This is a genomic window from uncultured Caldilinea sp. (assembly GCF_937128415.1).
In the GTDB taxonomy this organism is placed as follows: Bacteria; Chloroflexota; Anaerolineae; order Caldilineales; family Caldilineaceae; genus Caldilinea.
In genome coordinates this window covers 1-25,000 of the sequence record NZ_CAKZMJ010000006.1, presented here as the reverse complement: position 1 = coordinate 25,000, position 25,000 = coordinate 1, and the positions used below count along the sequence as shown (strand labels likewise).

The 25,000-nt window shown below is 62.0% G+C and carries 19 protein-coding genes and 1 pseudogene; 10 read left to right on the top strand and 10 right to left on the bottom strand.

Annotated elements, in window-relative coordinates; genetic code table 11:
• Positions 1 to 3: 3 nt before the first annotated feature.
• Complete coding sequence (locus Q0367_RS00475) at positions 4 to 390, bottom strand: hypothetical protein (protein WP_298980581.1); 387 nt, start codon at positions 388 to 390, stop codon at positions 4 to 6.
• 224 nt (positions 391 to 614) lie between these two features.
• Positions 615 to 3,191 carry a helix-turn-helix domain-containing protein gene (locus tag Q0367_RS00470; RefSeq protein WP_298980580.1) on the bottom strand — a complete coding sequence of 859 codons (2,577 nt, stop codon included), beginning with the start codon at positions 3,189 to 3,191 and terminating at the stop codon, positions 615 to 617.
• A gap of 253 nt (positions 3,192 to 3,444) precedes the next feature.
• Between Q0367_RS00470 and Q0367_RS00465 the strand changes: the two genes are divergently transcribed.
• Genes Q0367_RS00465 through gabT form a run of 3 tightly spaced genes read left to right on the top strand, consistent with a single transcriptional unit; the run spans position 3,445 to position 6,158 of the window.
• Positions 3,445 to 4,335 carry a dihydrodipicolinate synthase family protein gene (locus tag Q0367_RS00465; RefSeq protein WP_298980579.1) on the top strand — a complete coding sequence of 297 codons (891 nt, stop codon included), beginning with the start codon at positions 3,445 to 3,447 and terminating at the stop codon, positions 4,333 to 4,335.
• A 1-nt stretch (position 4,336) separates the two neighbouring features.
• Positions 4,337 to 4,792, top strand: a complete 456-nt coding sequence (locus tag Q0367_RS00460) for an MGMT family protein (RefSeq protein WP_298980578.1) — start codon at positions 4,337 to 4,339, stop codon at positions 4,790 to 4,792.
• Positions 4,793 to 4,823: 31 nt separating this feature from the next.
• Positions 4,824 to 6,158 carry a 4-aminobutyrate--2-oxoglutarate transaminase gene (gene gabT / locus Q0367_RS00455; protein WP_363325817.1) on the top strand — a complete coding sequence of 445 codons (1,335 nt, stop codon included), beginning with the start codon at positions 4,824 to 4,826 and terminating at the stop codon, positions 6,156 to 6,158.
• Between the two features lie 14 nt (positions 6,159 to 6,172).
• On the opposite strand, the gene Q0367_RS00450 is transcribed toward gabT, so the two are convergent.
• Positions 6,173 to 7,399, bottom strand: a complete 1,227-nt coding sequence (locus Q0367_RS00450) for an anion transporter (protein ID WP_298980577.1) — start codon at positions 7,397 to 7,399, stop codon at positions 6,173 to 6,175.
• Between the two features lie 156 nt (positions 7,400 to 7,555).
• Between Q0367_RS00450 and Q0367_RS00445 the strand changes: the two genes are divergently transcribed.
• Positions 7,556 to 9,568: a cation:proton antiporter gene (locus Q0367_RS00445; protein ID WP_297639402.1), complete on the top strand. Its 2,013-nt coding sequence runs from the start codon at positions 7,556 to 7,558 to the stop codon at positions 9,566 to 9,568.
• On the opposite strand, the gene Q0367_RS00440 is transcribed toward Q0367_RS00445, so the two are convergent.
• The 7 genes from Q0367_RS00440 to Q0367_RS00410 all read right to left on the bottom strand — a co-directional run bounded on the left by Q0367_RS00440 (position 9,569) and on the right by Q0367_RS00410 (position 18,351).
• Positions 9,569 to 10,252 (bottom strand): DedA family protein, encoded by a 684-nt coding sequence (locus Q0367_RS00440; protein WP_297639399.1) that lies wholly within the window; start codon positions 10,250 to 10,252, stop codon positions 9,569 to 9,571.
• A 316-nt stretch (positions 10,253 to 10,568) separates the two neighbouring features.
• Positions 10,569 to 11,492 (bottom strand): BTAD domain-containing putative transcriptional regulator, encoded by a 924-nt coding sequence (locus tag Q0367_RS00435; protein WP_297639396.1) that lies wholly within the window; start codon positions 11,490 to 11,492, stop codon positions 10,569 to 10,571.
• Between the two features lie 271 nt (positions 11,493 to 11,763).
• Complete coding sequence (locus Q0367_RS00430; protein ID WP_297639393.1) at positions 11,764 to 13,185, bottom strand: shikimate dehydrogenase; 1,422 nt, start codon at positions 13,183 to 13,185, stop codon at positions 11,764 to 11,766.
• Positions 13,186 to 13,197: 12 nt separating this feature from the next.
• Entirely contained in the window at positions 13,198 to 14,508 is a 1,311-nt protein-coding gene (aroA, locus tag Q0367_RS00425; protein WP_297639390.1) for a 3-phosphoshikimate 1-carboxyvinyltransferase, read from the bottom strand.
• Positions 14,509 to 14,687: 179 nt separating this feature from the next.
• The gene (gene nikC / locus Q0367_RS00420; protein WP_297639387.1) at positions 14,688 to 15,572 is read right to left on the bottom strand and encodes a nickel transporter permease; all 885 of its coding nucleotides are present in this window, start codon (positions 15,570 to 15,572) and stop codon (positions 14,688 to 14,690) included.
• A 13-nt stretch (positions 15,573 to 15,585) separates the two neighbouring features.
• Positions 15,586 to 16,593 (bottom strand): ABC transporter permease, encoded by a 1,008-nt coding sequence (locus Q0367_RS00415; RefSeq protein ID WP_298980576.1) that lies wholly within the window; start codon positions 16,591 to 16,593, stop codon positions 15,586 to 15,588.
• Between the two features lie 108 nt (positions 16,594 to 16,701).
• Positions 16,702 to 18,351, bottom strand: coding sequence for an ABC transporter substrate-binding protein (locus tag Q0367_RS00410; RefSeq protein ID WP_298980575.1), 1,650 nt, complete (start codon positions 18,349 to 18,351; stop codon positions 16,702 to 16,704).
• Between the two features lie 288 nt (positions 18,352 to 18,639).
• On the opposite strand from Q0367_RS00410, the gene Q0367_RS00405 reads away from it, so the two are divergent.
• The 6 genes and pseudogenes from Q0367_RS00405 to Q0367_RS00380 form a co-directional block, all read left to right on the top strand.
• On the top strand, positions 18,640 to 19,458 hold the full coding sequence (locus Q0367_RS00405) for a ZIP family metal transporter (RefSeq protein ID WP_298980574.1): 819 nt from the start codon (positions 18,640 to 18,642) through the stop codon (positions 19,456 to 19,458).
• Between the two features lie 20 nt (positions 19,459 to 19,478).
• Positions 19,479 to 20,516, top strand: a complete 1,038-nt coding sequence (locus Q0367_RS00400; RefSeq protein WP_297639373.1) for a YheT family hydrolase — start codon at positions 19,479 to 19,481, stop codon at positions 20,514 to 20,516.
• Between the two features lie 139 nt (positions 20,517 to 20,655).
• Entirely contained in the window at positions 20,656 to 21,333 is a 678-nt protein-coding gene (locus tag Q0367_RS00395) for a protein-L-isoaspartate(D-aspartate) O-methyltransferase (RefSeq protein ID WP_298980573.1), read from the top strand.
• Positions 21,334 to 21,335: 2 nt separating this feature from the next.
• Positions 21,336 to 22,223 (top strand): dTDP-4-dehydrorhamnose reductase, encoded by an 888-nt coding sequence (gene rfbD, locus Q0367_RS00390; RefSeq protein ID WP_298980571.1) that lies wholly within the window; start codon positions 21,336 to 21,338, stop codon positions 22,221 to 22,223.
• 96 nt (positions 22,224 to 22,319) lie between these two features.
• Entirely contained in the window at positions 22,320 to 23,468 is a 1,149-nt protein-coding gene (locus tag Q0367_RS00385) for a glycosyltransferase family 2 protein (protein WP_298980569.1), read from the top strand.
• A gap of 174 nt (positions 23,469 to 23,642) precedes the next feature.
• Positions 23,643 to 25,000 (top strand): annotated as a pseudogene (locus Q0367_RS00380) (hypothetical protein); the annotation flags it as partial.

Sequence of the window (25,000 nt, the reverse complement as noted above, 5' to 3'; positions counted from 1 at the left end):
CGATTAACGCCCGGCCAGCGGTGCGCTGGCCTGCAGCGCACTTTGCAGCGTGCGACTCAACATCTCCGGCGTCACCGGTTTGATCAGGTAGGCTGCTGCCCCCACTTCGGCCCCGCGCCGCCTGGCATCCAACGTGCTGCACAGCACGATCGGCAGATTGCGATAACGCTCCAACGCCCGCAGCCTGGCGATAAAACTCCACGCCTCGTCCTCTAAAGCCTCCGGCTCTAAAACCAGGCCGTCGATAGACTCCGACTCCATCGCGCGCCATGCGTCCTGTTCCGTAGCGGCGGTGATCACTGTAAAGCGTTGTCCAAGCCCGCGGCGATAGAGGTCACGCGTCGCCTCGTCGGCGTCTAGGATGAGCACCGTCTTGTTGGGGGACGCCATAGCCTGCCCTGCCATCACCTGCGATGAATGCTTTCACCAAAACCTATGCGCCGAATCGCTGCCTCAGACCAACCGCAGCGATGTGCGCACAGGGTCGGTCAACTCACCTGTGTGGGTGCGTTTGGAAAAATTCCCGGCTAAAAATTTGGAAGCTATCGATCAGTATAGCGGTGAGAAAACGAGATGTCTTGGATAAAACTGACGCAGACTTGAAATATTCCGCACTATTTTGCACTTTTGCGATATTGTTGCGGCGATTTGCCGGTCTCCCGATGGAAGACGCGCGTGAAGTAAGCGGGGTCGTTGAAGCCAACCATGGCGCCGATCTCGGTCACCGAAGCATCGGTGGAGAGCAGCAATTTCTGCGCCTGGATAATGCGATAGCGGTTCAGGAATTGCCAGGGCGTCATGCCGGTCTCTTTGCGGAAGACGCGTGAGATGTAGTCCTCGCTCACCTGCATCGCCTGTGCGATTTCCTCCCGGCTGATGGGGTGGGCGTAGTGCTCGACCAGGTAGCGAGCGATGCGCCTTGACAGGCTTGAACCGTTCCGTTCGATGCGTTGCAGCAGGCGCTCCTGCGTCTCCGGCCCCGACATTTCCGACACGGGCGTTTCAGGCGCAGGCGAGGGGGCCGTCGGCGGCGTCAACGGCACTTCGATATGACAGAGGGTGCCGTGGCCCGGCCTGCTTTGCAGGGTCAATGCGCCGCCGTGCAGCTGCAAAATATGGTGCGCCACGCGCAGCCCCAGGCCGGCGCTGAAGCGTCGATGCTCGATCTCTCCTTCCTCAAACGAAAGCAACGCATTGAGGCGTTCTTGCTGCGCCGGAGGGATGCCGACGCCGGTGTCTTCCACCCAAATGTGCAGGTGCGCCTCTTCCGCCGCAGCCCGCAACGTAATGTGGCCGGCCTCGGTGTACTTCTGCGCATTGTCGAGCAAATTGAGCAGCGCCTGCCGCAGGCGCACCGGATCGGCGTAGAGCGCAGGCAGGGCCTGCGGCAGCTCCAGGCGCCACTCCACGTCGCAGTGTTCACAACTGCCCGCCATGCTCTCGAAGACTTCGCGTAAAAAGACGCCTGCGTCGAACCATTCCGGCACAATTTCGAGCGCGCCGATCTCCGCCTGCGAAAGGATCAGCAGATCGTCGACCAATCTGCCCAGGTGCAAGCCGCTTTGGTAGATGTGGCGCAGGTCGGTGCGCAGCTCCTCTGGCAAGACAAGGTGATAGGGGTTGGGCTCGGCCAGGGCGGCCTGGCTGTAGCCTAAGATGATGTTGAGCGGCGCGCGCAGGTCATGGCTGATATTGGCCAGCAGCCGCGTTTTGAGCTGATTGGCGCGCTCCGCCTCGGCGCGCGCGTGCAGCGCCTCGGTGTAGAGCTGCGTGTTGCGCAACGCAATGCCCAACGCGTCGGCCAAGGCTTGCAGTGCATCGAGGTCAGCCTGCATGTGGCGACGCAATTGGGCCGAGTGCACATCCAGCACGCCCAGAATGCGCCCGCCAAAGCGAATCGGCGCAATCACGCGCGTGCGCGTGCCTGAACACGAGGCTTTCTCCTGGGTCGATGCCAGTCGCTGCACATCCGGGATGTACACAGGCCGACGGCTCAGCAATGCACGCCCCAGCGCCCCGGCCTCGGCAAGAGGGTAAACGCTTTTCAGAAGAGCGTCTTCCTCCAGGCCCTGGTGAATCAGCGACTGAGTGGACTCGTCCCAGAGATAAACATCCACGCGATCATAGCCGTAGTTGTCGCGAATCAACGCAGAAATTTCCCGCAAGAGCGCGCCGCTGTCCAGGATCGACCCGATGCGATGGTTGATCTCCAGCCCGGTCTGCAACTGTGTGAGACGACGCTCCTCCATCTGGCGGTTGACGCCCACCAGTCGGCTCGGCACATCGGCGATCGCCACCAGCTTGCGCAGCGCGATCTCCGTCACGTTGTCGCTCGTCACCAGCTGCGGGCAATAGTCGAACTCGGTGGGAAACGCTGCGCCCGTCGCCGCCAGACAGGCCAGGCGCAGCGCCTCCGTCGCCAGGTGCGCCGCCGAAGTGGCCACCGTCGCCGCCATCTCCCCCCGCGCCACGGCGGCGATGGCCAGAGGATCGCCGTTGATGCCCACTACGACTGCATCCGCCGCCAGCAGGGCTCGCTGCTGACACACCTCTCGTCCCACCAACGCCAGGGTGTCGGAGAGTCCAAAAATTCCTCGAAAGGGAGCGAGCGCTGCAGCGTCGGAACCGGATAGAAATTCATGAACGGCCTCAAGCGCCCCCCGCCGATCCCATGGCGCAGGCAGATGGATCAGCTGCACATGGGGGAAGCGCGCAAAGACATCATAGGCGGCCTGGAGACGGCTGCTGCGTCCTTCGCGCGTCTCCTTTCCACCGACGACCAGCACCCGGCCTTGGCCGCCGATGCGCTCCGCCAGGAACTCGCACGCCAGCTTGCCGGACGCATACAACGTGCGCGGCTTGACGAAGCGCGGATGCTCGAACGGCCGCTCGTGCAGCGCAATCACGGTCAGGCCGTTGTCGAGGAGCGGATAGAGCAGCGGCATGGCGAAAGGCACTGCGATCAGCGCGCCGAGGTCTAACGCCAAAATCTCGTCGACTTTGGCGGCGTAATCATGCACGTCGGGGAGAAACTCGATGTCGATCAGCTCGACCGCCTCGGCGCCCGTCAGACACAGGGCAAGGCCGGAAGCGCGCTGCTGATGGACGAACTGCCAGATCGTCTCGCGCACCTCCACCCAGAACGGGTCGGCGGAGTCGGCGAGCAGGCCAATGCGAATGACGCCGGACATGATGAGCGTTTACTCTTCTGAGAGATTGGCATCGGGAAAGACTACAGGCTACAATCAGAACCGTCTACTTCAGATATTTTACCAGGCGATGCAGGTCTTCACCCAAGCACATGCAAAAGCGAGCGCAGAGGCCAGGCACCACCAAGTAAACACAAAGATACAAAGGGCACTCAAAAGGGAGAAAAAACGCCAAATCCTCCTTAGTCATCTCATCCGTCGGCGCTTTACAAAGAATTTTCAGGAGAAAATGAATATGCAAGAGAAACTTCATGGCGTCTTTGCGCCGGTGCTCACGCCGATGAACGACGATCTGAGCCCGGCGGTGGAGAAGTGGGTCGCATTCTGCAAAGAATTGCTGAATCAGGGGTGCACCGGCCTGACGCCTTTTGGCACCACCAGCGAGGCGAATTCGCTTGGAGTGGAGGAGCGGATGTCAATGCTGGAGGCGCTGGTTGAGGGCGGCGTTCCACCGGCGCAGCTGATGCCCGGCGTCGGCACGTGTGCGATTCCCGACACCGTAAAACTCACCAAACAAGCCGTCCAGTTCGGGTGCGGCGGCGTGTTGCTGTTGCCGCCTTTTTACTACAAAGATGTGGACGATGAAGGCGTCTTTCGCGCCGTGGCCGAGGTGATCGAACGCGTCGGCGACGACCGGCTGCGGGTGTACATTTATCACATTCCACCGATCGCCGTGGTGGGCTATTCGTTGAAGGTGATTGAGCGGCTGTTGGCCGCCTACCCCGGCGTCGTCGTCGGGATGAAGGATAGCTCCGGCGATTGGAGCTATCAGAAGAGCGTGCTGGAGAATTTCCCCGGCTTCGATGTCTTCACCGGCTCCGAGCGCTTTTTGCTGGCCAACCTGCGGCTGGGCGGCGTCGGCGCGATCAGCGCCATGGCCAACGTCATCCCGGCGAAGATTCGCTTCCTGTACGACAATTATCTGGCGGAGAACGCCGGGCAGCTCCAGGAGCGCCTCGACCGCTACCGTGCAGCGACGCGCGACTACGCAGCCATCCCCGCGCTCAAGCAGATCATGGCGACGCGCACGGGCGACCGCACATGGCTCAACTTGCGACCGCCGCTGGTCAACCTGAGCGAGCAGGCCGCGCAGGAGATGTTGGCGAAATTCGCTGCGGCGGGCTAAAATGTCCGACATCCATCGTGGTGAACCATCCGCCGGCTCCGGCGGGCCGCCTCCGTTGGAGCGCCGGCCGCTTTACGAACGCATCTACGCCGTCGTGCGTCTGATTCCGCGCGGCCAGGTCGCCACGTATGGACAGATCGCCGAGATCGTCGGCGGCTGCACCGCTCGCATGGTGGGCTACGCCATGGCCGCTGCGCCGGAGGACGTGCCGTGGCAGCGCGTCGTCAACGCGCAGGGCAAGGTCAGCCCCCGCGCCGATCACTGGGGAGCCGAATTGCAGCGACAGCGGCTGATCGAGGAAGGAATCGAGTTCGACGCCGAATATCGAATGGATCTGGCGCGCGTGCGTTGGCCGGGGCCTTCGCGGGAGTGGCTGCTCGAACATGGGTATCCGCCGCCGGAAGCGCGCGGCCTGCCGCCGGAAAACTTCCAACCTGGATTGTTCGAATCGACATAGAAAACCCACTGAAACCGGCAAGGAGGCCATGATGCCTACGATCCACGTTCGCCCTCCCCTTCCTGGCCCCAAAAGCCAGGCGATCCTGGCGCGCCGCGACGCCGCCGTCTCCAAAGCGTCTTTCCGCTCGACGCCGGTGGTGGCGGCCAGCGCCCACGGCGCAGCCGTGACCGACGTCGACGGCAACACCTTCCTCGACTTCACCGCCGGCATCGGCACGCTCAACGTCGGCCACACGCCGGCGGAAGTGGTGGAGGCGATCCGCAGCCAGGCGGGCGATCTCATCCATCTCTGCGCCATCGTCGGCAGCTACGAGCCGTATATCGCCCTGGCGGAAAAGCTCAACGCGCTGGTTCCCATCTCCGGCCCCAAGAAGACTTTCCTGAGCAACTCAGGGGCCGAAGCGGTGGAGACGGCGATCAAGATGGCGCGTGCGTACACCGGTCGCCCCGCCATCATCACCTATGAGGGCGCCTACCATGGCCGCACGCTGCTGACGCTTTCGCTGACCAGCAAGTACGCGCTCTTCAAAAAAGGCTTCGGCCCCTTCGCGCCGGAGATTTATCGCGTGCCCTACCCGTACAGCTATCGTTGCCCCCACTGCCGCAACGAGGGCGTCTGCAACCTCACCTGCTTCGAAGACCTGGAACGGGCGCTGATCACCCAGATCGATCCGTCGGCGGTGGCGGCGTTGATCATCGAGCCGGTTCAGGGGGAAGGGGGCTTCATTCCGGCCTCCTACGAATATCTGCGCAAAGTGCGCGCCCTCTGTGACAAACACGGCATCGTGCTGATCGTCGATGAGGTGCAGGCCGGCTTCTGCCGCACCGGACGATGGTTTTCCTTCGAGCACAGCGGCATCGAACCGGACCTGGTCGTGATGGCGAAGTCGCTGGCGGCCGGCATGCCGCTGGCGGCGGTGACGGGCCGCGCCGAGATCGTCGATGCGCCGCACCTGGGCGGCCTTGGCTCGACCTTCGGCGGCAACCCGGTGGCGTGCGCCGCTGCGCTCAAGGCCATCGAGATCATGGAACGGGACAACCTCAACCAGCGCGCAGAACAGATCGGCGAGATCACCATGGCGCACTTCCGACGTTGGAAGGAGAAATATCCCATCATCGGCGACGTGCGCGGCCTGGGCGCCATGACGGCCATCGAATTCGTGCAGGGGCGCAACGACCGCACGCCCAACACCGAAGCGCCGCTCAAGGTGGTGGCGGAAGCGTACCAACGCGGGCTGCTGCTCATCCGCGCCGGCCTCTACTCCAACGGCGTGCGCACGCTTGTCCCGCTGGTCATCACCGACGAGCAGCTGGAGGAAGGGCTTGGCGTGCTGGAAGAGGCGATTGGCGTCGTCGCCGGCTGATCGGCGTCGCCGCTTTAGGCGAACGCCAGCGTCAGCCACAGAATCCCGATCGTCAGGCTGATCGCCGTGATGAGGGGACCCGCCTTCAGATATTCTGTGAAAGAGAGGTTCACATCGCGGCGATAGGCGATCTCCGCCACGATCAGATTCGCCACCGAACCGAGCAACGTCAGATTGCCCGCCAGCGTCGTGGACATCGCCAGCGTCAACCATGCCTGCGTAGGATTGGGAAATTCAGGAATGTAGGGGCGGAAGAGCAGCACCGCCGGCACATTGGAGACAAGGTTGCTCAGCAGCACCGCCACCAGCGAGAGTGCGGCCACGCCTTGTTCAGCCAGCGGCTGGGCGAGCGCAAAAAGTTTTTCGCTCAGTCCCACGCTTTCGATGGCGCCGGTCACGATGAAGAGACCGCCAAAAAAGACGAGCAGAGAAAGATCGATCTCTCGGAAGACCGCCTCCGGCTCGCGGCGTCGACTGATCAGCAGGATCGCTGCGCCGACTAACGCCGCCAACGGGATCGGAAACCCTAGCACGAAGCCCGCCATCATCACAGCCGTTGCGAAGAGGCTTTTCCGCAGCAACGGCTGTTCGGTGCGCACGCGCACGAGCGGCTCCTTCACGAGTCGCCCTCGCAGGTCGTCTCGATAAAGCAACGTCACCACGCCCCAGATCACCGCCATGCCGGCCAGCGCCACCGGCGCCAGATACAGCGTAAACGTGTTGAACGGGATGTCAGAGGCGACGCCGATCACCATGTTCTGTGGGTTGCCAATAATTGTCGCCACCGAGCCGATATTGGCCGCGGTCACCAACGCGATCAAATAAGGGATTGGCCGTTGTTTGAGCGCTGTGCAGAGGTCAAGCACCAGGGGCGTAAAGACGATCACGATCGTGTCGTTGAGGAAGATGGCCGACAGCACGCCGGAAGCCACAATGATATAGGCTAACAACTGCCGCGCGCTGTGCGCGTGATGAATGACGCGATTGGCGACGACTTGAAAAAAGCCGGCGCGGCGCAGGTTGTAGTTGATGATCATCATGGCGAAGAGCAGCGTCAGCGTGTCCAGGTCGAGCGCTGCGTAGGCGTCTTCCAGGGAAATGGCGCCCATCGCAATCAGGGCCGTGGCGCCCGTTAGGGCGATGGTGGCGCGGTTCACGCGCAGCCAGGGCCAGCGGCCGATCGCCACGCCGATCAGCGTAATGACGATAATGAGAAGCGCTGTAATTTGAAAGAATGTCATACGGACGTCGAGACCTCAAAGGCTTGTTTCCAAAAGGTGCATTCAGCTTTTGGTTTGCAAAGGGATATCCTAACATGTAGACAATCGAAGAGAGAAAGCCGCTGTAGAAGTTGTGCGAAAATCTACTCATCATGATTTGCATCGAAAGGGAACGGCATGGGAATCGCAGCCGATATTGCCATCATCATCGTCGCTGCACAGATTGGCGGGCTGGTTGCGCAGTGGCTGCGCCAGCCTCTCATTGTCGGATACATTCTGGCCGGCGTCGCCGTCGGCCCGTTTACGGGCGGCGTTACGGTCAGCAATCCCAGCGACATTGCGCTCCTGGCCGAGATTGGGGTGGCGCTGCTGCTTTTTACGCTGGGCATTGAGTTCTCGCTTAAGCAGTTGCAGCCGGTGCGTCGCATTGCACTCCTGGGAGCGCCGCTGCAGATCCTGTTGACGATCGCGTTCGGCTATGGCATCGGGCAGATGCTGGGGCTGGACTGGGTGGCTTCAATCTGGTTCGGCGCCGTCATCAGCACCTCCAACACCATGATTGTGCTCAAGCTGCTTGCCGGCCGCGGGCTGATGGGGACGCTGTCCAGCCGCGTCATGCTGGGCATCTTCGTCGTGCAGGACCTGTGCATGATGGCCGCCATGCTGATCCTGCCCTACATCGGCGGCGACCAACTCGATCTCGGCGCGCTGGCCTGGGCCGTGTTGCGGGCGGCGCTCTTTCTGGGTGTCATGTTGCTGCTCGGAACGCGCTTGATCCCATGGCTGATGCGTTACGTCGTGCGCTGGGAGTCGCGCGAACTCTTTCTGATCACGGTGACGGCGCTGGGGCTAGGCATCGGCTATTCGGCGTTTCTGGCCGGGCTTTCGTTCGCCTTCGGCGCATTTCTCGCCGGCCTGGTGCTCAGTGAATCGGACTACAACTACCAGGCGCTCAGCGAAGTGATTCCGCTGCGCGATCTTTTCGCCATGCTCTTTTTTGTCTCCGTGGGCATGCTGCTGGATCCGGCCTTCCTGATCGCCAATTTCGGCGTGGTGCTGGCGGTGGTGGCCGCCGTCGCCCTCGGCAAGGCGCTCATTTTTGGCGGCCTGAGCTTCGCCTTCGGCTATCGCAATGTGATCCCTTTGGCGACCGCGCTGGCGCTCTTTCAGTTTGGAGAATTTTCGTTCGTGCTGGCGCGCGTCGGCTTGCAAGATGGAATTTTCTCCCCAGACGACTATTCGCTGATGCTGAGCGCAGCGCTCGTTTCGATCTTGATCACGCCTCCTGCCTTTCACCTGATTGAGCCGCTCTATGCGCTGCAGCGGCGACTCTTCGGTTCAGAGCCGGCTCGGACATTCGAACCCCCATCGTTCGACGCCATGAAGGACCATGTCGTCATCGCAGGCGCCGGTCGAGTTGGCCAGTTCGTCGCCGGCATGCTCCATGCCATGAACGTGCCCGTCGTGGCGATTGAGTTGAACCAACAGCGCGTGGAGGAATGTCGACGGCAAGGAATTCCGGTGATTTACGGCGATGCAAGCAATCATATTGTGCTTGCCGCTGCAGCGATTGAGGAAGCGCGCCTGGCGCTCATTACGACGCCCACGCTTCAGACCACCCTTGCAATTGTGAGCCAGGTGCGCAGGCTGCGGCCCGACCTGCACATCGTCGCCCGCGCTGAGGGGGTGGAGCCACTGAACGACCTGCACGACCTGGGCGTCCACGAGGTGGTGCAGCCGGAGTTCGAGGCAGGGTTGGAGATCGCCCGCCAGGCGCTGCTTCATCTTGACATACCGGACGCCGAAGTGCTTCGCTATGTGGACGAAGTGCGCCGCAGCCTATACGCACCGATCTATCAAGGCGCCGCAGAACACCATCCCGACGTGCAGACGCTGATACGCGCCCAACGCATGCTTGCGTTCAACTGGATACCGCTGCCGGAGCACAGCCCATTCATCGGGCGCTCCTTGAACGACGCACAGGTGCGCAACCGAACAGGCGTCACCGTCGTTGCGATTTTACGCCATGAACGCCTGATTGCGCCCCCAGAACCGGTTGAAGTGCTGCAGCCTGGAGACATCCTGGCCGTTATAGGCAGCCAGGATGCGTTAAAACGATTTGTAGCGCTGACGCGCCCTGAAAACCAGGAGACGGAGCCTACGAAAACGGTGGAGCGCCATTCAGAGTAATCATGCCGGGGAAGAGGGTTCTCGACGCGAGGACTCCGGCGGCGGCGTTTCTCTTAAATCGACGCCCATCGTATGCGCAATGCGAGCAAACATACGGCGGTATGCGGTCAACAGAATAAAAAAGATAGCCACCGTGCCGACGAGCGCCCACACCTGCAGCCCTTGCTCCAGCTGAGCGACGTATTTGCCCAGGTGCAGACCGGCGAACACCAGCAGCCCGTTCCACAGCGGTTCGATGATCAAACCGACTGCAGCCAGGTGAAGCCAGGGCACGCGCGACATCCCGGCTGCAATCAAAATCGGGATCGTCAACAGGCCCATGGAGAGTTTGGTGAGCAAATATAGTTTGGCGGCGCGATTGCGCAGATCTCTCTGGATGCGGCGAATCGTGAACCAACGGCGGCGCACCCACCCGATGCGCAGCAAGAGGCGGCGGCTGCCGCCAAAATAGCCGAGGAGATACCAAAAGACATCCGCCATGAAATTAGCGATCATCGAGAAGAGAAAGACCAGCTCGGCGCGCAAAATGCCGCTGGCCGCCATTGTAGCGGCCGCCAGGGTGGCGACCGGCCCTTCGATAAAGACCAACACAATTAAAATGACGTAGCTCCAGTTGCCCAGATCAGGCAGTTGGCCGGTCTGCACGGCGTGCCATAGCTGTTCGATGAATGCACCCAAATTCATAAGCGCTTAATTCTACAGCAGGTGCGTCAAACATCCTACTTCCCGAAGAAGCTGCAGCGCACTCAGAGCTTTTCTGATGGCAGGGCATGAACATTTGCGTTTGACGAGGACCTCAGCAATGCGCACCTTGTGGAACCAGTGTAACGGCCAGGGGGAGAGAAGTCAATCGCTGTGGAAGCCATCGATTCTCAAGCAAAAGATGGGATTCTCAAGCAAAAGATGGGCTGTGGAACAGCGAATTGCGCTGCAAGGCAAGAGTCGAAGATGCAGTGCGCCTTCAGAAGGAAAAACAACCGATAACTGGGAATTTCGGTGGCTACGTCGCCAGATGGCGTCGCATGAGATGCTCCATCCGTTCGATGTTGCAGTGAACCTGTTGCAACGTGTGCAAAAGTGTGCTCTGCAAGCGGGTGAGCTCTTCCAACACAGCCTGCATTTCAATCAGTTCAGACGTTGAGTCCGGAGAGCGAGCAGGTGCTTCGAGTCGTTCGCTGCGAATCTCCTCGTAGAGCGCCAGCGTGCTTTTCGAAGGCGCAACGTTGAGCTCGCGCTGCAAAATCTCTTTGCAAAGTTCGAACTGTCTCAAGGCCGCGCTGCGATTGCCCGCCTGATAGTGGAGGCGCATCAACCGCCGATGCGTGCGTTCGCGCGCGGCGTCCTTGCGCAACACGAGTTCACAGAAATGAACGCCGTCGGCGTAACTCTGCGTCTGTTCGGCGTAGTCGATCAAAGCGTCCAAGATCGCCAGATACATCTGAAGAAAGCGCTCGCGCTCGAATACGCACCAGTCCTGATACCATCCCTCGAGCAGGTCTCCCTGATAGAGCGCCGCCGCCTGACAAAGCGTCTCGGCCACCTGAGGAGACAACACCCGGTTTCCTTGAGCGCGCAGCGTTGCGTAGGCGCTTTCAAACGCCTCCACATCGAGCCAGAGCGGCGCCTCGGGATGAATCCCGATCCACTCGTTGTCCACCAACAACAGCGGCCGATGCGGGTGACAGGCGCTCTCGAGCGCGCTCTGCAGTTGCCAGAGCGCTTGCCGCAAATACTTCTTGGCGTGCACCTCGTCCCGTTCGCCCCACAGCACCGTCGCAAGGGACTCACGCGTGCAGGGGCGACTGCGGTGCAACAGAAGATAAATGAAAAGTTCCTGGACCTTGCGCGCCTCCAGGCCGCCGACCGGTCGAGCGTTGACCGTGCAACAAAGCCGCCCGAAGAGCGAAACGGTTAGGGTGTCCATCGCTGTCCTCCACAATCCATCCCGAACGGGGGAACACAGCGAGCGTTGATTCATTCGACGCATTCGATCGTACATGAAAACAGACAGAATTTCGTCGACGAACACCACAGGGGAGATGTATTCCACTTCACAGAGAATGAGAGGGTGGGGAAAGCAATGCCGCCCTCCTTGCCCACAACCTTATCAATCTATCACGGCTTGATGAGAGCCTCATGAGAGAAGACCGATGTTTGCTATACGATTCAAGAGGAAAGCAGAGGCGAAAACAACGTCAACTGCGTTCAGAGGGAAGCCGGGATAGATGCAGCCACATTCGATAATTATAAACCTCGAAGCCCTGCGCCTGGAAAAAGTCCAAGGCGGCCTCGTTGAACGCCCACACGCTCAGGGCCAGGGTGTCGATCTTGCGACTGCGCGCGTACGATTTAGCGGCGTCGATCAAAGCAGTTCCGATCCCTTGGCGACGAAAGCCCGGCTCTACGCCGATGTGATGGATCCACAGCCGCTCCAACCGATAGGTCATCGACGTCTCTTGCGCCGGGCTGGCGTCGGCGTACAAATAGCCCACCGCTTTCTCATCCACGACCGCCACAAAGAAGACATTCGATGGCTCCGCCAGCAAATCTCTCACCATGGACGCCGAAAAGGCGTCGGTGGGCGGCTGTTTGAAAAAAGCAGGAAGCGCTTCGGCGTGATAGGACTGCAACATGGCGTGGAGACGAGAAATGGCGTCTGCATCCGCCGGCGTCGCAAGGCGGACGTGGACCTCCTGCGTCGCTTTGGGAGGGGGCGGTTGGCTTTTGCGCGTGCGCATCTGCTCCTCCGCCGCAGCGCGCATCACCTCGACCGGCGCCGGCCTCCCCGTCCAACGCTCGAAAGCCAAAGCGCCCTGCCAGATGAGCATTCCCAATCCGCCGATAGCGCGCGCGCCCTGTTGACGCGCGTGCTGCAGCAGCAAGGTGTCGGGGGGATTGTAGACCAGATCGTAGACGGTCTGCTCGGGGCGCAGCGCAAGCTCGCGAGGCCAGGGCGTCGTATCTGAGTGCGGCGTCATGCCCAGGGACGTGCAATTGACGATCAGAGGCGCGTCTGCGACCTCCGCCAGCCCCTCCGGCAACGAAACAGCCGCACATGAGATTGCACCCAGGTAAGGTCGCAAATCTGCAAGAAGCTGACGTGCCCGTTCGACGCTGCGATTGGCGACCGTGATGCGCTGCACGCCCGCCTGCGCCAGCCCATAGACGACGGCGCGCGCGGAGCCGCCGGCGCCAAGCACCAGCGCATGCAGCCCCGCAGGCTCGACGCCGTGGTCGCGCAGGTCGGCGATGAAGCCCGGCGCATCGGTGTTGTCGCCGGTGAGGCTGCCATCCTCCTCGACGACGATGGTGTTGACGGCGCGCATCGCCGTCGCCGCCGGCGCAATGCGCTCGAGAAACGGCAGCACCGCCTGCTTATGGGGCACGGTGACGTTGATCCCGCGCATGCCCATCGCCCGCATCCCGCGCACGGCGTCGCCCACTGCGCCGGGCAGCGCCGGATTCACCGGCAACGGCACGTAGCGCCAGTCCATGCCCAAGGCGGCGAACGCAGCATTGTGCATGGCGGGGCTGACGCTGTGGCTCACCGGCCAGCCGATCAGCCCAACGAGCGTGGTTTTGGCGGAAATCGGCGCTTGAGAAAAGCGAAACATCATTCTCGGCTTGTTTTATGGTTCGACAGTTAAGTCGGCGCCCAGCGCCTGCAGGGTGACCTCGAAGCCCGGAAAGCTGTCGGCCGTCACCTGGGCGCCATGCACGACGGTCTGTCCGCGCGCAACCAGGCCCGCCACCGTCATCGCCATCGCCAGCCGGTGGTCGTCGTGCGACTCCACCGGAGCGCCGACCAGCGGCGTGGGGCCGTCGATGATAAAGCCGTCGGCGGTCGGCTCAATGCGGGCGCCGAGTTTGCGCAGCTCGCTCACGGTGGTTGCAATGCGGTCGGTCTCTTTGACGCGCAGCTCATGCGCGTCGCGCACGACGGTGCGTCCTTCCGCCTGCGTGGCGGCGACGGCCAGGATCGGCAGCTCGTCGATCATGGTGACGATCTGCTGGCCGCCGAAGGTCGCCCCGCGCAAAGCCGATGTCTTCACCACGAGATCGGCCACCGGCTCTCCGCCCTCCTCCCGCTGATTTTCAAAGACAATTGAGGCGCCCATCTCCATCAAGGCGTCCACGATGCCGGTGCGCGTGGGATTGACGCCGACGCCCCGGATCGTGATGTGGCTGCCTGGGGTGATGGCGGCCGCCGCCAGCAGAAACGCCGCCGAGGACATGTCGCCCGGCACCGTGAGGTCGAGCGGCTTGAGCGGCGACCGGGGTCGCTCGCTGGAGACCTTGTCGCCGTAGCGCTGGATCGGCGCGCCCATCGCCATCAACATGCGTTCGGTGTGGTCGCGCGCGGGCCCCGGCTCAGTCACAAGCGTCAATCCATGTGCATAGAGGCCGGCGAGCAGCAGGCAGCTCTTCACCTGCGCGCTGGCGACGGGCATTGTATAGTCGATGCCGCGCAGCCGCGCCGGTCGCACGCCCAGCGGCGCGTACTCGCCGTTCTGGCGTCCCATGATGTCGGCGCCCATCCCGCGCAGCGGTCGCACGATGCGCCCCATCGGGCGGCGTCGAATCTGCGCAGTGCCATTGAGAAAAGACGTAAATGACTGCCCGACGAGCAGACCGGTGAGCAGACGGATCGTCGTGCCGGAGTTGCCGCAATCCAGCACGTCCGTCGGCTCCTGCAGGCCGTCCAGGCCGCGTCCGTGGACGATCAGCTCGGTCGGGGTGATCACGTCGATTTGAACGCCCAGCGCTCGCATCACCGCCACGGTGGAGCGACAATCGCCGCCGTCCAGGAAGTTGCGGATGTGCGTGTCCCCCTCGGCGATGGCGCCGAACATGACGGCGCGGTGACTGATGGATTTATCGCCGGGAACGGAGCAAGCGCCCGTAAGAGGGCGGCCCGATGAAACGATGATTTGCGTCATGTGGATTCCTTTACGCTTTGCTTCTACACTTTGCTTCAATGTGTTTATTGTTTTTTCGATATTGTATAGCTGCGCTGTGAAAACGCACGAGTGAGCATACGGAGTGCAGAGATTTATGGCAATCGCTCCCCGCGCTCTATATTCTCTACGATGAAAGAGATTCTTTACAGCGGAAATTCTCAGCGGCGCAGCCTTGGGTCGAGCACATCGCGCAGCCCGTCGCCGACGAGGTTGAAGCCCGCCACAGCGAAGAGCATCGCCATCGCCGGGAAGAAGGTGAGCCACCAGTGTGTGGTGATGTAATTGCGCCCCTCGCTGATCATCACCCCCCACTCCGGCGTCGGCGGCTGCGCGCCAAAGCCGATAAAAGACAGGCCGGCGATCGAGAGAATCGTCGTGCCCATGTCGAAGCTGGCCTGCACGAGCAGGGGCGAAAGCGTGTTAGGAAAGAGGTGCCGGCGCAAGATCAACCCATGTCCGGCGCCCACCGCGCGCGCCGCCTGCACGAATTCTCGCTCGCGCAGCACGAGCACCTGCCCTCGCACCAGGCGGGCGTACACCGGCCACGTCACCACGGTGACGGCGATCAATGCGTTGCGCAGGCTGGGGCCCAAGGCGCCTGCGATCGCCATCGCTAAGATCAGGCTGGGGAAGGCGAAGAAGATGTCGGTGATGCGCATGAGCGCCTCATCGACCCAGCCGCCCACATAACCGGCGACCAGGCCGACGATTGTCCCTACGACGGCGGCCATCACTACTACGGTCAATCCCGACGTCAGTGAAATGCGAGCGCCGTACAGCATGCGGCTGAAAATATCGCGCCCCAGCTTGTCGGTGCCCATCCAGTGCTCGGCGGAAGGCGCGGCCAGGCCGTTGGGGATATTTTGCGCCAGCGGATCGAACGGGGACAACGTCGGCGCCAGCAAGGCCAGAGCGGCAAAAAAGAGAATGACGATCAGGCCGAAGACCGCCGTTTTCTCTTGCAGAAAACGGCGCAAGAGCAGCGCATTGGGAGATTGAATGCGCTGGCTTCGGATCGATGGTGCGGACGCTGTTGCTTGCATAAGGAGCGCACCTTTAGTTCGTGCGGACGCGTGGATCGATCACCGAATAGCCGATATCCACCAGCGTGTTGACCAGAGGGTAAATAACGGCCGCCACCAGGGCGACGCCCATCACCGCCGGATAATCGAGCGTCGTCACCGAAGTGGTGGCGTAGCGACCGATGCCAGGCCAGTTGAAGATCGTCTCGGTCAGGACGGCGCCGCTCAACAGGCTGCCGAAAATCACGCCGAGGATGGTCAAAATGGGCGGCAAGGCGTTCTTGAAAACATGCCTGCCGATCACCAGGCGCTGAGACAAGCCCTTGGCTCTGGCGGTGCGCACAAAATCCTGCCCCAGCATTTCCAGCATCGAGGAGCGCGTCATGCGCAACAGCACAGCTGTGGAATACAGGCCCAGAGTGATGGCCGGCAACACCAGATGCGCAAGCGCGTCGGTGAACACCGGCCAGTTGCCGGTGAGCAACGCGTCCACAGTGTATAGACCTGTGAGCGTTGTCGGCGGCTGCAAGGTGGAGTCGAGCCGCCCCGGCCCCGGCAGCCAACGCAACTGACGATAAAAGACGCCCAGCAGCAATAGGCCGACGTAAAAGATGGGCATCGCCCCGCCGATCAACGCCAGGATGCGGGCCGCCGCGTCGATCCAGGTGTTGCGCCTGAGCGCAGCGATGACGCCCAACGGAATACCGACCAAGATCGTCACCAACATGGCGGCGAGGGTCAGCTCCACCGTCGCCGGTAGAAAGTCGCGCAGATCATCGGCGACAGGGCGACGAGTGCGGATCGAAGCGCCCAGGTCTCCTTGCAGCAGGCGACCCATATAGCGAACATATTGCACGACGACCGGTTGGTCCAGCCCCAACTGACGACGATACGCCTCGATCTGCGCTTCGCGGGCATTGGTTCCCAGCGCCGCCGTCACCGGATCCGCCGGCACGATCTGCGCCAGGAAAAAGGTCATGATCGAAACGCCGAACAGGACGAAAACCAGGCCGCCCAAGCGGCGAAGAATGAAGCGCGCCATAACTGGATTGATGGAGAGAGGAGACGAGGCGAGAGCGAGCGCCTGACGGCGTCTTCTTCACAGAGATGCGATACGCCGCTTCACCCTTTCTCCTCTCTCCCTTCCTCTCTATTGCTTGCTGATCAACCACAGGCTGATCGAGGGTGTGTCACTCGGGTCATAGACAAAGCCCTCGACATTGTTGCGCACGGCGTAAATCTGCGTCGGCTGGTAAAGCATTACGTACGGCCCGTTGTTCTGCACATACTCCACCAACTGCGCATAGAGTTCGACGCGTTTGGCCGGGTCGGTTTCGCGCGCCGCCTGCTTGCTCAGCTCGATCGCCTGCGGATCGTTCCAGTTATTGCGCCAGGCTAGAGAACGCGCCTCATAGTTGGCGAAGGGCGTGGCGTTGCCATCCGGGTCGGGGAAGTCCGGCCCCCAGTTCATCAGCAGCATCGGCAGCTCTTGCGCACGGTACTTGGTGAGCAGCTCAGACTGTTGCAGCTGCTGAATCTCCAGGTTAATGCCAATCTGCGCCAGGTCCGCCTGAATCGACGCAGCGATGGTGGCCCACTCCACGCCGCCCGGCGCCGTGCCGGTGGCGACGGTGAAGGGGATGACCGTCCCTTCTGCAACGCCGGCCTTAGCGAACAGCTCCTTCGCCTTCTCCAGGTCCTGTTGGAAGGGATTCTTGCCCGTATGGCCGAGGAAGCCGATGGGAATAATCTCCTGCACAAGTTCGCCGTTGCCGCCGAGCAGCGTGATGATGTTGTCATAGTTGACGGCGTAGCGTAGGGCCTGACGGGCGTCCGGGTTGTCGAACGGCGGCATCGAGGCGTTGACCGCTGCATACACCAGCAGCGTGCTCAAGGCCTTCACCAGTTGGATGTCGGGATTGCCCTCCAAGACGGCCACCTGTTCCGGGCCGACGTCCTGGATAATATCGGCGTCGCCCGTCTCGATCGCCGCCTGGCGGTTGACGGCCTCCGGCATATTCTGCAAGATGACCCGTTTCATCGCCGGGGTGACTCCACCCCAGTAGTTGGGATTGGCGTTGAGCGTCACGCTGACGTTGCGATCCCAACGGTCGAGGACATAGGGGCCGCTGCCGGCCGAGTGGTCGTTGAGCCAGGATTCGCCCATGTCGTCGCCCATGTTGGGCTCCACCGCCGCCTTTTCGACCACGGCCGCCACCGTGAACGTCAACACCGAAAGACAGACGCTGGGGCTGGCCTCGCCCGGGATTTTCAGCTCAACCGTGCCGGCGTCGACGGCGCGGATGTTCTCCTTCGTCATCTGGCAGACGTCGGTCAAGAGGAAGGCCGGGGACTTGTTGATGTCGATGGCGCGACTCCAGGAGAAGACCACATCCTCCGCCGTCACAGGGGCGCCGCTGGCGAATTTGGCGTTCGGGTTGAGCTGAAAAGTCAGCTTCCACATGTCGCCCTCCTGGCTCACATCCCATGACTCCGCCAGCACAGGCTGCAGCTCCGTCTCGCCGGGAGGGAAGGACAGCAACGTCTCGTACATGTTGCCGACCGGCAAGATGCCGCCGAACTCGTAGGCGACCGCAGGATCGAGCGTGATGATGTCGGTCATGTCGGCGGCGAAGATGAGCGTGTTCGCCCGGGTCACCGCTTCGCCGGCAGGGGCGCCAGCCTGCTCCGGAGCGGCGGGGGCGCCAGGCGCAGCCGGTGCACACGCCGAAACCAACAGCGCAATCAACACCCATCCTAGCATCCAACGCCGGAAGATTTGAGGTTGTGGGACTTTCATGATTGCTCTCCTTATTTGATGTGAACAAAATAATGAAGACGCCGTTTCTCCAGAATCACGATTGCTCGTTCAGCCACCCAGCGCGAGCCGACGCAAGGGTGAAGGGCGACATAATCTGTTGATGACTGGAGCGCTCACCGTGCAACGATGCACGATCATGCATGAGGCAATTGAAATTATACTCATGGTCTCAACGCCCACAAATGCATATGAATCTCTTGCAATTGTCGACGTTGTCTCCGCAAGTTTTTAGCGGATGTGCGCCTTGTGGGTATACTTTGGACGAATATGGCGACACCGGCATGGCTCATCGAGGTTAACCCCGTCTGGTTTGCGCTTGCAGCGACCTGCTTCACCTGGGGCGTCACAGCGCTCGGCTCGGCGATGGTCTTCTTCTTCAAAAGCGTCAACCGCAAGGTGCTCGACAGCATGCTCGGCTTTGCCGCCGGGGTGATGCTCGCCGCCTCCTTCTGGTCGTTGTTGGCGCCTGCGATCGAGATGTCGAAGTCGAACGGCGGTCTGGGATGGTTCGAGGCGGCGGTCGGCTTCCTGGCGGGCGGTTTCTTCGTCGCCGCCATTGATAGAATTCTGCCGCACGTCCATCTTGGCCTTCCCAGGGCGCAGGCTGAAGGCATCAAGACCGAATGGCAGCGCAGCATTTTGTTGGTGCTGGCGATCACGTTGCACAATTTACCGGAAGGGCTTGCTGTGGGCGTGGCCTTCGGCGCGCTGGCGACCGAACAGTCCGTCGCCACGTTCGGGGCGGCGGTGGCGCTTGCCATCGGCATCGGGCTGCAGAATTTCCCGGAGGGAATGGCGATTTCCATCCCCTTGCGTCGCGACGGCTTCAGCCGCAGTGACGCATTTTGGACCGGGCAGGCCTCGGCGATCGTCGAACCGATCGGCGGCGTCGTCGGTGCGCTGGCGGTGCAGCTCGTGGCGCCCATTTTGCCCTATGCGCTGGCGTTTGCCGCCGGCGCCATGATCTTCGTCGTGGTGGAAGAGCTCGTCCCTGAATCTCAACAGGGGATGAACGCAGATTTAGCGACGGCTTTCACGTTGTTCGGATTTGTCGTCATGATGATTTTGGATGTGGCGCTCAGCTAGCGCCTGTCAGGGTTGCGCTTATGAACAACGCGTACGCACCTCGCACGCCTTTTCGCCCCAATCCCCTGGTCCGTTCCGCCGGCGCCCAGACCGTGTTGGCGATGATGCGGCCCAAATGGATCGACATCACGCGCGATGAGCAGCTCGTCCTGCTGGACGCCGGCCCTGATTACACCGGCGTTGAGCCGGGACGCACGGTGCGATTGCACGGCTATTACAATCCCAGCCGCATGCCGGGCGTTCGGCGGGGGCTGGTGATGATCATCCACGGCTGGGAGGGATGCAGCCATTCCACCTACAATGTGATTCTGGCGCAGCGGCTGGTGGAGAAAGGCTTCGCCACCTTTCGCCTGAACCTGCGCGACCACGGGCCCGGGTTGCATCTCAATCAGTATACGTTGAACAAGGGCATCTTTCGCGGAACGTTGATCGAAGAGACGGCCGCAGCGACTGCCCAGGTCGCCAGCATGGCGGGCGACAGCCCTTTTTACATCGTCGGCGCATCGATGGGAGGAAATTTCGCCCTGCGGCTGGCCAAATGGCACAGCGAGCAGACGCCCTTTCACAACCTGGCCAAGGTGGTGGCGGTCTGTCCGGCGATCAACCCGGCGCGCGCCATGGATGCGCTCGACCGTCGGCTGGCCACGAGGCGCTATTACCGCACGCGCTGGCTGCGTTCGCTGCGCGCCAAGCATGCGTTCTACCCTGACCTCCTGGACATCGACGAAATCGAGCGCCTTCCTCTGGTGCGCGACATGACCGAATGCTTCATCCGGCAACTGGCCGCCAGAGGCGAAGTCTCTTTCCGCAACGCCGACGAGTATTTCGCAGCCTACGCCGTGCTCGGCGACGCGCTGACCACTTTGACGGTGCGCACCACCATCCTCACTGCGCAGAACGATCCTGTCATTCCGGTCGTCGATTTCTACGAACTGGCTCCCCATCCGTTGCTCGATGTGCAGATTCATCCCACAGGGGGCCACTGCGGTTTTGTCGACGCGCCGCCGGTGCGCCATCGCATGGCCGACTTAATCTTGCCGGAGCTGTTGAGCGCTTGACGCTCTCTTCCCTTTGCAATCGTCGGGCGTCGATCGTGCACCCCCCAAAGCGAGCGATGTCCGCGGACACGCTTTCCCACTCGCAGGCGTCGATGGTACAATCGCCTGGATGTGGCAAAAAATGCTCAGGTGGGTGAATATGGCCGACCGCACACCAAAGCCGTTTCCCTGGGCCGATCAGTGGCCGGAAATCGTTGATCCGCGCGTGCGCGCGGCCTTTGCAGCGGTGCCGCGCGCAGCCTTTGTGCCTGAGCATTTGGTGCGGCTCGCAGACCAGGACGCCCCACTCCCGATCGGCGAAGGACAGACCATCAGCCAGCCTTTTGTGATTGCGCTGATGGTGCAGGCATTGGAGCTGAAACCGGGCGACAAAGTGCTCGAAATCGGCGCCGGCTCCGGCTATCAGACGGCCATCCTCTGCGAGTTGACTGCCACGGAGGATGAAAAGCCCGGCGCGCGCGTGTACGCCATCGAGCGTTTCCCGTCGCTGGCGGAGCGGGCGGCGGCAAGGCTTGCTCGCCTTGGTTACGCGCCCCACCTGCGGGTCGGCGACGGCGCCTATGGATGGCCCGAGGCTGCGCCGTTCGACGCCATCATTGTCTCGGCGGCGGCTCCGCATATCCCCCGCCCGCTGTGGGAGCAGCTTGCGGAGGGTGGACGCATGGTTCTGCCATTTGGGGAGTTCGATGATAATCAACAGCTGTTGCTCATACGCAAGATCAACGGCCACATGCACGTCGAACGCTTAGGCGGCGTGCGCTTCGTGCCGATGGTTTCTCCTTTATTTGATGATCCAGAGCAATGGGCCGAGCTCTAACCATGCACGTTTTGCTGATCGGAGAAGGACAATTAGGCAGCGCACTGCGCGCTGTGTTCGAGGGGAACGGCCTTTCCTCCCAACGCACCGACGCGCGCGTGGCGCCGCGTTTTCGCCTGACCATCTGGCGACGTCCGGAGTTCGACATCGCACACCCTGAAATCGCCGAACGCGTCGCTGCGCTGGCGCCCGACGTGGTGATCAACGCCGCCGCCTGGACCAACGTCGATGCAGCCGAGAGCAATCCCGACGCCGCCTACGCCGTGAATGCGTTGGGGCCAAAATATCTGGCCGAGGGTTGCGAGCAATGCGGCGCTGCGCTGGTGCACGTGAGCACGAACGAGGTCTTCCCCGGTCAGCCGGGGCGCTTCTATCGAGAATACGATCCGTGCGACGCGCGCAGCGTCTATGCGCGCAGCAAACTGGCGGGCGAGCGGGCGGTGATGGCGCTCTGCCGGCGTTTCTACATCGTGCGCGTGGCGTGGTTGTTTGGGCCAGGCGGCGTCAACTTCCCCTCCAAAATTATCGCCGCCGCCGACCAGCGAGGCGCCTTGCGCGTCGTGGCCGATGAGTTCGGCAACCCGACCTATGCGCCGGACGCCGCCGACGCCATCGCCCGGCTGATTCTGACCAACCGGTTCGGCGTCTATCATCTCGTCAACGAAGGGTGGTGCAGCCGCTATGAGTTCGCCTGCCAGGTGCTGGCGAACAGCGGTCGCAGCCACATACCGGTGACGCCGATTTCACATGAGGAGTGGCCGCGACCGGCGCAGCCGCCGCTGCACGCCGTCCTGATCAACCAGGCGGCGGCTGCGCTTGGCATCCGACTGCGCCCGTGGCAGGAAGCAGTCGAGAGCTATTGTCGCCGCGCCTTCATGCCGACGAAATGAGGAGAATCTATGTCTGAGTCATCTGACCTGTCTACAAATTCTGCGCAGCCGGCGCCGCGTCAGCCCGAAAAAAAGCGAGCGCCCCGGATTCAACAAATGCGCAAGAAACCTGCCGAGACGAATGCTGCGGAGGCGCATCGAAATCCGATCGTGCTGGATGAGACCTACAGCGGACTGCGTGAACGCAATCGCGTGGTGATGCGCCATTCCATCGCTTTGAATCTGGATGCGTTTCGCGCAGCGTCCGAAGAGTTCACGCCAAAACCACTGCGCACCTATCCTCCGCTGCGCGAGACGACGGCGCCCTTCGCCTCGGTGATTGTGCCCAATTACAACGGCGCGCGCCATCTGCCCATCGTGCTCGATGCGCTGCGCAGACAGACCTTCCAGGATTTTGAAGTGATCGTGGTCGATGACGCCAGCCAGGATGAATCGGTGGCGCTGGTGGAGGCGCGCTATCCCGACGTTCGCCTGATCGTCAATCGTCGCAACGCCGGCTTTGTACGCGCGTGCAACACCGGCGCTGCGGCCGCGCGCGGCCGCATGATCGTCCTGCTCAACAACGACACCGAACCGGAGCCAACCTGGCTGGAGGAGCTGGTGAAGACGTTCGTCGCCCATCCTCGCGCGGCCATGGTGGCGAGCAAGTTGTTGCTCTTCGACCGTCGCGACACGCTTCACACCACCGGCGACATGCTCGGCGTCGATGGTCTCCCGCGCAACCGCGGCGTCTGGGAGCGCGACGAAGGGCAGTACGACGCTGCGCCGGCGATCTTCAGCGGCTGCGGAGGGGCCACCGCCTACCGTCGCGAAGTGTGGGAGGCGTTGGGCGGCTTCGACGAAGATTTCTGGATGTATCTGGAGGACGTCGATTTCGGCTTTCGCGCGCGGCTGGCCGGCTGGGAGGCCGTCTTCGCCCCCCGGGCGCGCGTCTATCATCGTCTCAGCGCCAGCGGCGGCGACGCGCTCGCCAGTTACTATGTGGGACGCAACACGATCTGGCTGCTCGCCAAGAATATGCCGCGGTCGCTGCTGCGGCGCAACGCCCTGGCGATTCTGCGCGGGCAACTGGCGATGACATTGGACGCCTTGCGCCACTGGCGTGGAGAAGCGGCGCGCGCGCGGCTGCGCGGGCAACTTGCCGGCGTGCTCGGATTGCCGCGGCAGTTGCAGAAACGTCGCGTCATCCAGCCGCGACGCCAGATCGAAGACGAAGAGCTGGCGCGCATGCTTGTCACAAAATAACCTGACAGACCATGCAGCCGCCACGTCACGCCAAACCAAAAGCGTGATCCGCGGGCTCTACTTCCAGCCGGGCGCTCCCGGCGAAGCGTCATTTGCATCTCGTTGCGCGAAGGATGGACGTCACTGACCATTTCACTGAGTGCAAAAGCGTTAGTGCAAAAGCGAGGGATCACCATGCAAGCGCCACCCGAACAGCTTGGCTCCTTTTATCTGGGGGCGGTGTACGACCTGGAGACGGGCCAGCGCACCGAGACGCCGCTGAACTATGACGCCCGCGACCTGGTGACGCACGCAGTCTGCGTCGGCATGACCGGCAGCGGCAAGACCGGACTCTGCATCGACCTGCTCGAAGAAGCGGCGATCGACAGGGTGCCGGCCCTGTTGATCGACCCCAAAGGCGACATCACCAACTTGCTCCTGCAATTTCCAGAACTGCGACCGGAAGATTTCCAGCCCTGGATCAATCCTGACGACGCCCATCGCAAAGGCAAGACGGTTGAAGAGTTCGCCGTCGCCACCGCCGAACTCTGGCGCAACGGACTGGCGGACTGGGGCATCGGCGGCGAGCGGATGCGACTGCTGGCGGAGCACACTGAGTACACCATTTTCACGCCCGGCTCGGAGATGGGCGTCCCCCTCAACATCATGGGCAGCCTGGCTGCGCCTCAGCTCGATTGGACGACGGAATCCGAAGCTATCCGCGAGCGCATCAGCGGCACCGTGGCGGCGTTGTTAGGGCTGGCCGGCGTCCACGTCGATCCTGTCCGCAGCCGCGAGGCCATCCTCCTCGCCAATCTCTTCGAGCACTTCTGGCAACAGGGCAAGGACCTTGATCTGGAGACGCTCGTCACCGCCATCACCAATCCGCCGGTGAAAAAACTGGGCGCGTTTGAGGTCGATGTCTTCTATCCGGCCAAAGAGCGCTTCGACCTGGCCATGAAATTCAACGCGCTGCTGGCCTCGCCCAAGTTCCAGAGCTGGCTGCAGGGCGAACCGCTCGACGTCGACCGCCTTCTCTACACCGCGGAAGGCAAGCCCAGGCATAGCATCCTCTACATCGCCCATCTCAGCGACAGCGAGCGCATGTTCATCGTGACGCTGTTGCTGGAAAACATGCTCACCTGGATGCGCAAACAGAGCGGCACGACCAGCCTGCGCGCTTTGCTTTACTTTGACGAGGTCTTTGGGTATTTCCCGCCCACCGCCGAACCGCCCTCCAAGCGCCCGTTGCTCACCCTGCTCAAACAGGCGCGTGCATTCGGGCTGGGCGTCATCCTGGTGACGCAAAACCCGGTGGACATCGACTACAAAGGGTTGACCAACGCCGGCACCTGGTTCATCGGCAAGTTGCAGGCCGAACGCGACAAAGAGCGCGTGCTGGCCGGCCTCAAGGGCGCGCTTTCCGAAGCAGGCAAAAGTGAGCCGACCGACTACAGCACGCTGATCACCAAACTCGGCAACCGCGTCTTTCTGATGCACAACGTCCATGAGGACGGCCCGGTCGTTTTCCATACGCGCTGGGCGATGAGCTA